The following is a 13,280-nucleotide window of genomic DNA, read 5'->3' as shown; positions in this document are numbered from 1 at the left end:
ACACCATATTTAGGGTTTTCAGGCCCGCTTTTCGACTACCGATTCCCCGTCTTTTTCGGTGACCTCCAGCTGCTGCGCCCGTGCGCCCAGCTCAGTGAAAAGTTCCGGGCCCGTGCCGGTCATCCACGCCTGCGATCCAAGCGCGCAGATCTCGTCATAAAGCGCTGCACGACGGCCCGCATCAAGATGGGCGGCGACCTCATCCAGCAGCAGGATCGGCGTCTCGCCATCTGCCGCAAGCGCCCGTGCATTGGCAAGGATCAGCGAGATCAGCAGCGCCTTCTGCTCGCCCGTGGAACAGTCCGACGCAGGAACGCCCTTGGCAGCGAACACCCCGTAGAGGTCGGACCGGTGCGGCCCCACCAGGGTGCGCCCGGCGGCCATGTCGCGAAAGCGCCCCTCGGCAAGGGCTGCGCGCAGACCGTCCTCGGTGTCCGGGATGACCGCCTCGGTCGAGGTCAGTTCCAGATCCGCGGCAGGGAACTGCGTCTCAGCCCCATCCTGCGCCTGCGCAAGCCGCGCCAGCGCCGACTGCCGTGCAACTTGTATCGCCGCGCCGCTGGTCGCCATCTGGCGCTCGAGCGCGGCGTACCAATGGGCGTCACGCACCTGCTCTTTCAGCAGCCGGTTGCGTTCACGCATGGCCTTTTCATAGGTCAGGCTGGCCTCGGCATGGTCGGGAAAGAAGGACAGCGTCATGCGGTCGAGAAACCGCCGCCGGCCCTCAGGCGCCTCGATCCACAGCCGGTCCATTGAGGGCACCAGCCACAGCACCCGCGCCAGCCGTCCCAACGCCACCTGCGGTGCGGGCTTGCCGTCGATCTCGACCACGCGGGACGCGCCGGATTCAGAGCGGATCGAGACCTCCTGTATCGCGCCCGTCCGGGCCACCAGCGCGCCGATCTTCCAGCCAATGGCCTCAGGGCGGCGCGTCATCTCCTGCGCCGAGGCGCGGCGCATGCCCCGGCCCGGCGACAGCAACGACACCGCCTCGATGAGGTTGGTCTTGCCCGCGCCGTTGGGCCCCCAGATTGCCACGGGCCGCGCGTCCACCTCGACCGAGGCGCGGCGATGCGACCGGAAATGCGACAGCGTCAAGGTTTGCAGCGACAAGCTCATGAGGACTTGGCCTAGCGACGAACGGCAGGGAATTCGAGGGGTTTGTGCATGACGAAGGCCGGGAACGAGCCCCGGCCTTCTTCACGTTGCGAAACTGTCTGGCGCGAGGCCGCCCTCACCTTGGACCGTCACACCCGCATGGGCATCACGACGTAGACGGCGGAGGTGTCGGAGCCTTCACGCATCAGGGTCGGATCGCCCGAGGAGTTGAACATGAACACCGCGTTCTCGCGATCCACCTGAGATGCGATCTCGAGCAGGTACTTGGCGTTGAAGCCGATCTCGAGCGGTTCGTCACCGTAGGCCACGGCAAGCTCTTCTTCCGCGGCGCCGCTGTCGGGGGCGTTCACGGACAGGACCAGCCGGTCTTCATCAAGCTGCAGCTTCACCGCGCGCGAGCGTTCCGAGGATACGGTGGCGACCCGGTCCACCGCCTTGGCGAATTCGCTGGCGTCCACCTCGAGGCGGCGGGTGTTGCCCATGGGGATCACACGCGAATAGTCCGGGAAGGTGCCGTCGATGACCTTGGAGGTCAGGGTGATGTTCGGCGTGGCAAAGCGAACCTTGGTTTCCGACACCGACACATTGATGTCCATGTCGTCCTCGTCGAGCAGCTTGCGCAGCTCGCCCACGGTCTTGCGTGGCACGATCACGCCGGGCATGCCCTCGGCGCTGTCGGGCAGCGGTGCGTCGATGCGGGCCAGGCGGTGACCGTCGGTGGCAACGCAGCGCAAGGCGCGCCCCTCTTCGCTGTCCGCAAGGTGCATGTAGACGCCGTTGAGGTAATAACGGGTTTCCTCAGTGGAAATGGCGAATTTCGACTTGTCGAAGAGCCGGCGCAGCACCTCGGCCTTGGCCGAGAAGTTCGTCGTGTATTCCGACGACGCCATGACCGGGAAGTCTTCCTTCGGCAGCGTCGCGAGGTTGAAGTTCGACCGGCCCGCCGCAACGGTCAGGCGACCCGCCGCGCCGTCCTCGGCCAGCTGCACCATGGCACCGTCAGGCAGCTTTCGGACGATCTCGTGCAGGGTGACCGCCGAAACGGTCGTGGCCCCGGCGCGTTCGACCATGGCAGGCGCGCGGTCGAGCACCTCGATATCGAGGTCCGTCGCGCGGAACGTGACCGTGTCGCCGTCGGCTTCGATAAGCACGTTGGCGAGGATCGGGATGGTATTGCGGCGCTCGACCACGGATTGCGCCTGGCTCACTGCCTTGAGCAGTGTTGCCCGTTCGATGCTGACCTTCATTCCCTCACCTCTTCCGCTGACCGGAGACGCAGGTTAGCGCCTGACGACGGCCGCTCTCAAGCCTTTGTGTTGCGTGATTGATCCGACTGTTTCGCTGTGGCGTCAAGGCCACGGGGCCACCCGAAGGCAGCCCCGTCAAGAATTGTGGTGCCGACAACTCAGGCCTCAAGCGACCGGCGGAGCAATTCCACGTCATCGGCGATCTGGCTGTCCTGGCTGCGCAGCTCTTCGATCCGCTTTACCCCGTGCATGACGGTGGTGTGATCACGCCCGCCAAAGCGGCGGCCGATCTCGGGCAGGGACCGGGCGGTCAACTGCTTGCACAGATACATCGCCACCTGGCGCGGACGGGCAAAGTTGCGCACGCGCTTTGGCCCGATGAGGTCCGAAAGGCGGATGTGGTAATGCTCGGCCACGCGGCGCTGGATCTCGTCGATCGAGATCTTGCGATCCGAGGCCCGCAGGACGTCCGCCAGGCAATCCTGCGTCAGCTCCATCGTGATCGGCTGTCCCACCAGCGAGGCAAAGGCGAAGAGGCGGGTCAGCGCCCCTTCGAGCACGCGCACGTTGGTCGAGATCCGGTGCGCCAGGAACTCGAGGATACCTTCGCCGATTTCCAGCGTCGGGTATTGTTCGCGGTAGGTCTGCAGCTTGGCCTGAAGGATGCCGAGGCGCAGTTCGTAGTCCGTCGGGTGCAGGTCGACCACGAGGCCCGACTGCAGGCGCGACCGGATGCGGTTCTCGAGATCCTTGATCTCATCCGGCGCGCGGTCGGCCGAGATGATGATCTGCTTGTTCTGATCCACCAGCGCGTTGAACGTGTGGAAGAATTCCTCCTGCGTGGAATCCTTGCCCGCGATGAACTGCACGTCATCGACCATCAGAACGTCGACCGACCGGAAGAGCTCCTTGAAGTCCATCATCCGGCGTTCGCGCAGCGCCTGCACGAAGCGGTACATGAACTGCTCTGCCGAAAGGTAGAGCACGTTGAGATCCGGGCGCGAGCGCGACAGCTCCCATGCGATGGCGTGCATGAGGTGCGTCTTGCCGAGGCCCACGCCGCCGTAAAGGAACAGCGGGTTGAAGGTCACCACACCGCCCTCGGCCACGCGGCGGGCCGCGGCATGGGCCAGCTCGTTCGGCTTGCCGACGATGAAGCTGTCAAAGGTGAACCGCCCGTCCAGCGGTGCGCCGGGCAGCACATCGGCCTGCTGAGGTGCCGGGGTCGAAGCGGCCGTGGGCTGCGGGCGGGGAGCCTGAGCCGGGCGGTTGTCGACATTGGCGACCTGAAATTTCAGGCGGCGCACCTCGTTTCCGAAAAGCGAAAGCTTGGCCAGCAGAATATCCCCATAATTCTGCGACACGTAGCTGCCAAAAAAGTTCGTAGGAACGTTGAAGACGGCAACGCCGCCCGGCTCCATTCCATGAAAGTCTATGGGTTCGATCCAGGTCTTGTAGTTGTTTTCCCCGATCGTGTCGCTCAGTTCACCCTGCAACGCGCCCCACTGGTCTTTCGTCATCTGTCCCCGCTCCAAAAGCATGTTCTGTCCGTGCGCATGTCCTGTGTGCTCCGGACGCCCCTGCGCGTGACGTCCGGTCGAGACCCATCCAGAGCAAACAGCTGTCCCACCCCGGTCCAGACGGATTCGGGCGGGAGTGGCATGCACCCCTGAAGCGGACAAAAGACAACCGTACCCATGCACCCCATGCATGGGTTACGGGTGGCGCCGTCCGCGCTTATGATCAGTGTTGGACCGACAGGGCCTAACGCCCTTTCCCGGTGTCCGTAGCAGCAGACCTCGGAACTGCGGATCTGGAACCGAACGAATGGTCGATTCCGTGTCCGCTTGCCTGTCCCCCCAAGCAATGTGACTCGCTCGGAGAAATTACCAATTTCGGGTGAACGGCGGCAACCGATCTTGCAACTTGACTCAAAGGAATCCTCCAAAAGAATCTCTGAAGACAAAATCTGGTGCCGGAATCAAAAAGAGGCACCACAGACTGTGGTGCCTCTCTCGTTTGGCAGAATCTTGGACTGTGGCTTTTCAGCCCAGTGCTTTGACCCGCGACGCCAGGCGCGAGACCTTGCGCGAGGCGGTGTTCTTGTGGAACACGCCCTTGGTCACGCCGCGCATCAGCTCGGGCTGAGCGGCACGCAGAGCGGTGGTTGCGGCTTCCTTGTCGCCCGACGCGATCGCTTCCTCGACCTTGCGGAGGTAGGTGCGGATGCGCGAACGGCGTGCCTTGTTGACGGCGAAGCGCTTTTCGTTCTGACGGGCGCGCTTTTTGGACTGAACGGTGTTTGCCATGATGATCGTTCCTGTATCTGGGCTGTCGAAGCCAGTGGCTTCGGGGTGGATCTGTTTAGGGCGCAAACGCACTCAGACCCGAACTCCTATAGCCGGACCGATTCTTGCCTGAGCGGGCATCACGCGCATGTGGAGGCGGCATATACACGCATGAGGGCGGTTTGCAAAGCCCCTGCAGTCGCAAAGGGAATCTGCCGTCGAAACAGGCAGCCGTTTCTGAAAAGACGCCGCTGCATTTTCGATGCCACCCAAACGAAAACGGCCCGCCTCGAGGGGCGGGCCGAGAGTGATTCCATGGGACGCAGCTTAGCGGTCGCGGAACTGGGCTGTCCGCTTCTCGAGGAAGGCGGCCATGCCTTCTTTCTGGTCTTCGGTCGAGAACAGCGAATGGAACAGCCGACGTTCGAACAGCAGGCCTTCGGTGAGCGTCGTCTCATAAGAGCGGTTCACCGCCTGCTTGGCCGCCATGGTGGCGATCATCGACTTCTCGGCGATCTTGGAGGCAGCGGACTGCGCCTCTTCCATCAGCTTCTTGGCCGGAACAACGCGGCTCACGAGGCCCGAGCGTTCCGCTTCTTCGGCATCCATGAAGCGTCCGGTCAGGTGCATGTCCATGGATTTGGACTTGCCCACGTAACGGGTCAGGCGCTGTGTACCGCCGATCCCGGCGATGACGCCGAGGTTGATCTCGGGCTGGCCGAACTTGGCGGTGTCGCTCGCGATGATGAAGTCGCACATCATTGCCAGCTCGCAACCACCGCCCAGGGCATAGCCCGACACCGCGGCAATCACCGGCTTGCGCACCTTGGCCGTGGCCTCGATGGCCGGCTCGAAGAAGTCCCCGAGGAACATCTCCACGAAGGTCTTTTCTGACATCTCCTTGATGTCGGCCCCGGCGGCGAACGCCTTGGCCGAGCCCGTCAGGATGATGCAGCGCACCTTGTCATTCGCATCGGCCTCGGTCAGCGCCTGCGCCAGCTCGGCCAGCAGGTGGCTGTTGAGGGCGTTCAGGGCATCAGGGCGATTGAGGGCAATTGTTGCGACGTGGTCCTCTACTTCGACGATGATCGTCTCATAGGCCATGACTTCGGGCTCCCGTCCGTTAGCGTCAAACCGCAGCCTTACCAGCTTGGCCCCTCCGATCAAGCTATCTTTGACAGGCCGGGCAGTAGAACGAGGACCGCCCCGACTGCACCATCCGCCGCACGGTTTCCCCGCAATCGTCGGTCCGGCAGGGCTGTCCCTCGCGGCCGTACACGTCGAAGCTGTGCTGAAAATACCCAAGTTCTCCATCGGCCTGGCGGAAATCGCGCAGGCTGGAGCCGCCAGCGACGATCGCTTCTTCCAGCACCTGCCGGATGATCGGCACCAGCGACGCGATGCGCCGCTCCGAGATGCGGTTGACGCGACGTCCCGGATGGATACCCGCCCGGAACAGCGCCTCGCACACGTATATGTTGCCAAGGCCAGCGACGATCTTCTGGTCCAGAAGCGCGCTCTTGGCCGGCATGCTGCGCCCTTTCAGCGCAGCCACGAGATGCGCCTCGTGGAAATCATTGCCCAGCGGTTCCGGCCCGATCGCGGCCAGCAGTGGATGCGCCTCGGCGGTTTCGGTGGGCAGCAGGTCCATGGCCCCGAAGCGGCGCGGATCGTTGAAGGTGACGCGCGCGCCGTCGGCCATGTCGAAAACCACGTGATCGTGCTTTTCCGGCGCCGGATGATCATGCACGAATTGCCCCAGCGCATCGCCCGACACCAGCATCCGGCCGGTCATGCCAAGGTGGATCAGCAGGGATTCGCCCGTATCGAGATCTCCAAGGATGTATTTTGACCGCCGCCGCAGCCGCTCGATCCGCGCTCCGGTCAGCCGTTCGGCCATCCGCTCAGGGAAAGGCCAGCGCAGATCCGGGCGGTTGACCTGCGCAAGCGCAATGGTGTTTCCCTCCATCACCGGGGCGAGGCCGCGGCGCACGGTTTCCACCTCAGGCAGTTCCGGCATGACATCTCCTTGACCATGGGCCGCATTGCAGCGCGGCCTGCGGGCTCTATAAGGAGATGCAACGCCACGATCACAAGACCAAAAGGGCCAGCCCGATGACCGATGACACGTCCCGGACCACGCATTTCGGCTTCACTGACATTCCTGAAAGCGAGAAGGCGGGCAAGGTGCAGGGTGTCTTTGGCTCCGTTGCATCGAAATACGACGTGATGAACGACGCCATGTCCTTTGGCATCCACCGCATCTGGAAGGATGCGATGATGGACTGGCTGGCACCGCGCCCCGGGCAGAAGCTGCTCGACGTGGCTGGCGGAACCGGCGACATCTCGTTCCGTTTCCTCAAACGCGCGGGATCGGGACACGCCACCGTGCTCGACCTGACCGAGCCGATGCTGGTCGCCGGTCGGCAGCGGGCAGAGGCGGACGCCATGTCGGGCAGCCTCGACTGGGTGGTGGGCGACGCGATGGCGCTGCCCTTCCCTGACAACAGCTTCGATGTCTACACCATCTCCTTCGGGATCCGGAACGTGACCCGACCGCAGGAGGCGCTGAACGAAGCGTTTCGCGTTCTGAAGCCCGGCGGTCGGCTCATGGTACTGGAATTTAACCAGATTCCGAATGACATGATGCAGAAAGTCTATGATCTCTATTCCTTCAACATCATCCCGCGCATGGGGCAGGTGATCGCGAAAGACAGCGACAGCTACCAGTACCTGGTGGAATCGATCCGCAAGTTCCCGGACCAGGAGACCTTCCTCGGGATGGTGCGCGCGGCGGGCTTTGAACAGGCCAAGTACCGGAACCTGTCCATGGGAATCGCCTGCCTGCATTCAGGCTGGAAGATCTGAGATGCGTGGTCCCCACAACATCTGGCGGCTGATCCGAACCGGCGCCACTTTCGAGCGGACCGGCGCCATGGGCGTGATCCTTGACGCGCTCGAGGCGCCGCGCTCGGTGCGCATCGCCTTCCGCACGCTGGTCTACCCCTTCCGCTGGCTGGGAATCGAGGGCGACCCGACCATGCCTCCTGCTCCGCGCGCTCTGTCGGCGCTTGGGCCGGCCTACATCAAGTTCGGCCAGATCCTGTCGACCCGTCCTGACGTGGTGGGCATCGAGATCGCCAACCAGCTGCGCGTGCTGCAGGACAAGCTGCCGCCCTTCGGGATCGAAAAGGCCAAGACCCAGATCGAATCCGAACTCAGACTGTCTGTGGACGAGGTGTTTTCGGAGTTCAGTGCCCCGGTCGCCGCCGCCTCCATCGCGCAGGTCCACCGGGCCCGGCGGGCCGACAATGGCCAGCTCGTCGCGGTGAAGGTGCTGCGCCCCGGCATTGAACGGGCGTTCCGCACCGATATCGATGCTTTCTACTTCATGGCCCACTCCATCGAGACGCTGTCGCCCGCCTCGCGCCGGCTGAGGCCGCGGGATGTGATCGCGCATTTCGAAAGCGTGGTGATGGGCGAGCTGGACCTGCGGCTCGAATCCGCCGCGGCCAGTGAATTTGCCGCCAACACCGCAGGCGATGACGGCTTCCAGCTGCCCTCCATCGTCTGGGGCCTGTCCGGGCGCCGCGTGATGACAATGAGCTGGGCCGAGGGGATCTCGCTTGGCGACAACGAAAAACTCGACGCCGCCGGGCATGACCGCGTCGCGCTGAGCGAACGGGTCCTGCAGCTTTTCCTGAACCACGCACTGCGCGACGGTTTCTTCCACGCGGACATGCACCAAGGGAACCTCAAGGTCGCCGCGAACGGAGATATCATCGCCTATGATTTCGGGATCATGGGCCATATCGACGAATACACGCGCCGGGTCTACGCCGAGATTCTCTACGGTTTCATTCGCCGCGACTACAAGCGCGTGGCGGAGGTTCATTTCGAGGCAGGCTACGTGCCCGCCGACCGCGACGTGGACGCCTTCGCCCGCGCCCTGCGCGCGGTGGGTGAGCCGATCTTCGGGATGGACGCGTCCCACATCTCCATGGCGCGCCTGCTGTCCTACCTCTTCGAGGTCACCGAACGGTTCGGGATGGAGACTCGGACCGAGCTTATCCTGCTTCAGCGCACCATGGTCGTAGTCGAAGGGGTGGCGCGGTCGCTGAACCCTCACATGAACATCTGGGACACCGCCAAACCCGTGGTCGAGGACTACATCAAGACCTCGATCGGCCCACGCGCCGCCATCCGTGACCTCATGCAGACCGCGCGGGTTCTGGCCCGCTTTGGCCCCCGTCTGCCAACCCTCGTGGAGGCCGCGCTGGTCAGGCAGGCGGAAGAGGAAGTGTGCCGTCGGGCGTCCAAGTGGCGCGGGCGGATTGGTTGGGCTCTTGGTGGAGCCTGCGTTGCGGCTGCTGTGGCGACGGTCCTGGCAAGCCTGGCCTGACGGGCCCGGTCACGGGCTGGCGCTGACCTCGTGGGCTGCTCATTGGCTGCCGTCCTTGGCAGAGCGCGCTCCCAAAGCGAGGCGTACACTGCCGGGACGGGGGCGGCCTGCAGGCCTCGCCCCCTAACCCATGGTCGGTCTGCGGCCACCTCAGGCCACAGGGTGACGCAGGCCCGCGCCGCCCACGGCTAGCCGAGGAGCGTGGCAAGCTCCGCTTCCGTCATCTCCCCGGCGCTTCGGCCTTCGGCCATGCGGCGCGCCGCCAGATCCACAAGCGCGGCGTTGAGCGGAGCTTTCAGTCCGTGCAGGCGCGCCAGCAAAGCAACTTCGCCGTTGAGATAGTCGGTCTCGACGCTGCCGGCCCCGCGCGACAGGCTCTGCCGTGTCGAAGACCCGGCGCGGGGCACGCCCTCGATATCGGTGATCTCCATGAACTGCTTGCGCTGCGCGTTCTCGAGCCCCATATCCTCCCAGGTGACGCCAGCGGCGCGAAACACGTCTTCGGCCTCGGCGGTCAGCCGCGACGTGAACCCGGTGCGATCTGCCTCGAGCGGCAGCAGCGCGTCGACGATGTTCCCAAGGTTCATCAGCAGCTTGCCGTATTTCGACTGCATGACATCTTCCGACAGGATCGTCTTGATATTCGCGGCATCGAGAACCGCCTGAAGCGCTTCGTCAGCGGCATCGATGCCATTCGGGAAACGCCCCACATAAAACAGTCCAAAGCACGGGGCGCCATGGGTGATGACCTCGCCCGGCTCCATGTAGGTGGCCGGCATCATCACGGTAACGCCGTGGACATTGGGAAAATAGCGCATCGCCACCCGTTCATTTGCGGTGCCGTTCTGCAGGCAGAACAGCGGCTGGTCCGTCATCCCCGCCGCACGAAGATCACGCAGGGCCGCCTCGGTATCCTGTCCCTTCACGCAAAGCAGGACGATATCGTCGGACCGGAAATCGATCTCGGAAGGATGGCTCACGCAGGGCAGTGTCACCTCGATACGCCGACCGGGGCTGATCAACCGCAGGGGGGCCGACTGCAGCGCCTCGAGCATCCGGCCGCGCGCAATGCCCAGCACGTCATTGCCCTGCTCGACCAGCGCGGCCCCCACGACACCGCCGATGGCCCCTATTCCATGAATGATGATGCGCATGGTTCGATCCTTCCTGTCATCTTGTGCCAAAGGCACCCGCATTCGTCACAAAGTGCAAGCACTCTGCGCAGATCTCCATGGGCCTACCGCGCTTTTGCCCAACGGCCCCCTGACCACGCAGATCAACGCCCCGCCGAATGGCGGGGCGTTGATCTGCGGGCCCGGACCTGCCTCAGTAGCGATAGTGTTCCGGCTTGAACGGACCTTCCGGGGTCACACCGATATAGGCGGCCTGCTCGGACGTCAGGGTGGTCAGCTTCACGCCGATCCGGTCAAGGTGAAGCCGCGCGACCTTTTCATCCAGATGCTTGGGCAGGATGTAGACCTTGTTGTCGTAGTCGTCACCACGGGTCCACAGCTCGATCTGCGCCAGCACCTGGTTGGTGAAGGACGCCGACATCACGAAGGACGGGTGGCCGGTGGCGTTGCCGAGGTTCAGCAGGCGGCCTTCGGACAGCAGGATGATACGGCTGCCCGAGGGCATCTCGATCATGTCCACCTGATCCTTGACGTTGGTCCACTTGTGGTTCTTCAGCGCGGCGACCTGGATCTCGTTGTCGAAGTGGCCGATGTTGCCGACGATGGCCATGTCCTTCATCTCGCGCATGTGCTCGATGCGGATGATGTCCTTGTTGCCGGTGGTGGTGATAAAGATGTCCGCCGAAGCAACGACATCCTCAAGCAGCACGACCTCGAACCCGTCCATGGCCGCCTGCAGCGCGCAGATCGGGTCCGCCTCGGTCACCTTCACGCGCGCGCCGGCACCGGCCAGCGAAGCCGCCGAGCCCTTGCCCACGTCGCCGTAGCCGCAGACCACGGCAACCTTGCCGGCCATCATCACGTCGGTGGCGCGGCGGATGCCATCCACCAGCGATTCCTTGCAGCCGTACTTGTTGTCGAACTTCGACTTGGTGACGGAATCGTTCACGTTGATCGCCGGGAAGGGCAGCTGGTCGTTCTTTTGCAGCTCATACAGGCGATGCACGCCGGTGGTGGTTTCCTCGGACACGCCCTTGATCTGATCGCGGACCTTCGTGAACCAGCCAGGGGACTGCTCCATGCGCTTCTTGATCTGCGCCTTGATGACGGTCTCTTCCTCGGATTGCGGCACGGGGATGATGTCCTCGCCCGCCTCGGCACGGGCGCCGAGCAGAATGTAGAGCGTCGCGTCGCCGCCATCGTCGAGGATCATGTTCGGGCCGTCCTCGAACTGGAACGAGCGGTCGAGGTAATCCCAATGCTCTTCAAGGCTCTGGCCCTTGATCGCGAAGACCGGGGTGCCGCCTTCGGCGATGGCAGCGGCGGCGTGGTCCTGGGTCGAGAAGATATTGCAGGACGCCCAGCGCACGTCGGCGCCGAGGGCCACGAGGGTCTCGATCAGGCAGGCGGTCTGGATCGTCATGTGGAGAGAGCCGACAATGCGCGCGCCTTTCAGCGGCTTGCTGTCGCCAAACTCGGTGCGGCAGGCCATGAGGCCCGGCATCTCGGTCTCGGCGATGTCGAGTTCCTTGCGGCCGTAAGCTGCAAGGGCGATGTCCTTGACGATGTAGTCCTGAGCCATTTCGGCGCTCCGTTCATCCATTTTCGGGTTGGGGTTGGGGTAGCATCCCTTGAATAGACCGGCAACGTGGATCAGACTTCAGGCCGAACAGAATGATAACACACCAGGACGAGGCATGCCGGTGGAAGACCTGCAGACCAGCCATCCCGACATCCAGCATCGCCGCCGCTGCGGGGCCCGCCCGGCCGTAAACGCGCCTGCCAGCGGCCAGCCCTCCGGGCCGCGGCACCGGACTGGCGTGGCTGCGCCGAAGTCGATCGAGGTCTGAGCCATGACAAAACAGACCCGTGCATGGCAGCGCATGCTGTCGGGCCGCAGGCTCGATCTGCTGGACCCAACCCCGATGGACATCGAGATTGAGGACATCGCCCACGGACTTGCCTTCGTGGCACGCTGGAACGGTCAGACCATGGGGGATTACGCCTATTCCGTGGCCGAACATTCCCTGCTGGTCGAGGCGCTGTTTTCCCGCATGTACCCACGCGCCACGGAGGCCGAGAAGCTGACGGCGCTGCTCCACGATGCACCGGAATACGTCATCGGCGACATGATATCGCCGGTGAAGGCGGCTGTTGGGCCAGCCTACAAAGAGCTCGACAAGCGGCTCGAGGCGGCGATTCACCTGCGCTTCGGACTGCCCGCCACACTCCCGCCCGCGCTGAAGAAACGGATCAAGAGGGCGGACATGGTGTCGGCCTACATGGAGGCGACGCAGATCGCGGGGTTTTCACCGGCAGAGGCGAAGCGGTTCTTCGGTCAGCCCGAGCCGGCGCTGACAGAGGGGCTCGACATACACCTGCGCCCGCCGGTCGAGGCGCGGAACGCCTTTACCGCCCGGCACGAGGCGCTTCTGGCGGCCCTGCCCTAACGCCCCTGCGGGCGGGCAAATTTCTTTCAGAGAAGTTTGTGCGGTGCGCTCAGCGCGGGGAGCGCTTGGCAAGAATGCGTTGCAGGGTGCGCCGGTGCATGTTCAGCCGCCTCGCGGTTTCCGAAACGTTGCGGTCGCACTGCTCGTAGACCCGCTGGATGTGTTCCCAGCGCACGCGGTCGGCGCTCATGGGGTTCTCGGGCGGCTCGGGCAGCGCCTCGGCGCTCGACAGCAGCGCATTGGTGATGTCCGTGGCGTCCGCGGGCTTCGACAGGTAGTCGGTGGCGCCGATCTTGACCGCGGCAACCGCGGTGGCGATGGCACCGTAGCCGGTCAGCACGACGACTTTGCTGTCGGGCCGGGTCTCGCGCAGGATCTCGACCACGTCGAGCCCGTTGCCATCCTCGAGCCGCAGGTCGACCACAGCGAAGGCCGGGGGCCGCGCCTTGGCGATGGCACTGCCGCCAGCGACCGATTGCGCGGTTTCGACATCAAAGCCGCGCTTTTCCATGGCCTTGGCGAGACGGCGCAAGAACGGCTCGTCATCGTCGACCAGCAGTAACGAGCGATCCTCGCCCAGCCCTTCGATCGCAGTGTCCGACACGCGCTTACCCCGTTCGTGGTTATTGTCGCGGCAGTGA

The 13,280-nt window shown here is 64.1% G+C and carries 12 protein-coding genes; 3 read left to right on the top strand and 9 right to left on the bottom strand.

What is annotated here, in order from left to right:
• Window positions 1–18: 18 nt before the first annotated feature.
• From recF to mutM, 6 genes are all read right to left on the bottom strand, one after another.
• Window positions 19–1,119 carry a DNA replication/repair protein RecF gene (recF, locus tag IEX41_RS15140; RefSeq protein ID WP_188791095.1) on the bottom strand — a complete coding sequence of 367 codons (1,101 nt, stop codon included), beginning with the start codon at window positions 1,117–1,119 and terminating at the stop codon, window positions 19–21.
• Between the two features lie 128 nt (window positions 1,120–1,247).
• Window positions 1,248–2,366 (bottom strand): DNA polymerase III subunit beta, encoded by a 1,119-nt coding sequence (gene dnaN / locus IEX41_RS15135; protein WP_188791094.1) that lies wholly within the window; start codon window positions 2,364–2,366, stop codon window positions 1,248–1,250.
• Window positions 2,367–2,524: 158 nt separating this feature from the next.
• Window positions 2,525–3,886 (bottom strand): chromosomal replication initiator protein DnaA, encoded by a 1,362-nt coding sequence (gene dnaA, locus IEX41_RS15130; RefSeq protein WP_188791093.1) that lies wholly within the window; start codon window positions 3,884–3,886, stop codon window positions 2,525–2,527.
• A gap of 525 nt (window positions 3,887–4,411) precedes the next feature.
• Window positions 4,412–4,675: a 30S ribosomal protein S20 gene (gene rpsT / locus IEX41_RS15125; RefSeq protein ID WP_188791092.1), complete on the bottom strand. Its 264-nt coding sequence runs from the start codon at window positions 4,673–4,675 to the stop codon at window positions 4,412–4,414.
• Window positions 4,676–4,981: 306 nt separating this feature from the next.
• Window positions 4,982–5,758, bottom strand: coding sequence for an enoyl-CoA hydratase (locus IEX41_RS15120; RefSeq protein ID WP_188791091.1), 777 nt, complete (start codon window positions 5,756–5,758; stop codon window positions 4,982–4,984).
• A 64-nt stretch (window positions 5,759–5,822) separates the two neighbouring features.
• A complete protein-coding gene (mutM, locus tag IEX41_RS15115; protein WP_188791090.1) occupies window positions 5,823–6,674 on the bottom strand; it encodes a bifunctional DNA-formamidopyrimidine glycosylase/DNA-(apurinic or apyrimidinic site) lyase in 852 nt (283 codons plus the stop codon).
• A 95-nt stretch (window positions 6,675–6,769) separates the two neighbouring features.
• Here mutM and ubiE point away from each other — a divergent pair, with 95 nt between their 5' ends.
• The gene (ubiE, locus tag IEX41_RS15110) at window positions 6,770–7,522 is read left to right on the top strand and encodes a bifunctional demethylmenaquinone methyltransferase/2-methoxy-6-polyprenyl-1,4-benzoquinol methylase UbiE (RefSeq protein WP_188791089.1); all 753 of its coding nucleotides are present in this window, start codon (window positions 6,770–6,772) and stop codon (window positions 7,520–7,522) included.
• A 1-nt stretch (window position 7,523) separates the two neighbouring features.
• Window positions 7,524–9,056 carry a 2-polyprenylphenol 6-hydroxylase gene (gene ubiB / locus IEX41_RS15105; RefSeq protein WP_188791088.1) on the top strand — a complete coding sequence of 511 codons (1,533 nt, stop codon included), beginning with the start codon at window positions 7,524–7,526 and terminating at the stop codon, window positions 9,054–9,056.
• A gap of 188 nt (window positions 9,057–9,244) precedes the next feature.
• Here ubiB and IEX41_RS15100 read toward each other — a convergent pair whose 3' ends face one another.
• A complete protein-coding gene (locus IEX41_RS15100) occupies window positions 9,245–10,210 on the bottom strand; it encodes a ketopantoate reductase family protein (RefSeq protein ID WP_188791087.1) in 966 nt (321 codons plus the stop codon).
• A 172-nt stretch (window positions 10,211–10,382) separates the two neighbouring features.
• Window positions 10,383–11,771, bottom strand: coding sequence for an adenosylhomocysteinase (gene ahcY, locus IEX41_RS15095; RefSeq protein ID WP_188791086.1), 1,389 nt, complete (start codon window positions 11,769–11,771; stop codon window positions 10,383–10,385).
• A gap of 271 nt (window positions 11,772–12,042) precedes the next feature.
• Between ahcY and IEX41_RS15090 the strand changes: the two genes are divergently transcribed.
• Entirely contained in the window at window positions 12,043–12,639 is a 597-nt protein-coding gene (locus IEX41_RS15090) for a YfbR-like 5'-deoxynucleotidase (protein ID WP_188791085.1), read from the top strand.
• Between the two features lie 49 nt (window positions 12,640–12,688).
• Here the strand turns inward: IEX41_RS15090 and IEX41_RS15085 are convergent, their stop codons facing one another.
• Window positions 12,689–13,243, bottom strand: coding sequence for an ActR/PrrA/RegA family redox response regulator transcription factor (locus IEX41_RS15085; protein WP_188791084.1), 555 nt, complete (start codon window positions 13,241–13,243; stop codon window positions 12,689–12,691).
• Window positions 13,244–13,280 lie beyond the last annotated feature (37 nt).

Source organism: Salipiger pallidus (assembly GCF_014643635.1).
Classification (GTDB): Bacteria; Pseudomonadota; Alphaproteobacteria; order Rhodobacterales; family Rhodobacteraceae; genus Salipiger; species Salipiger pallidus.
This window is presented reverse-complemented; position numbering and strand designations above follow the sequence as displayed.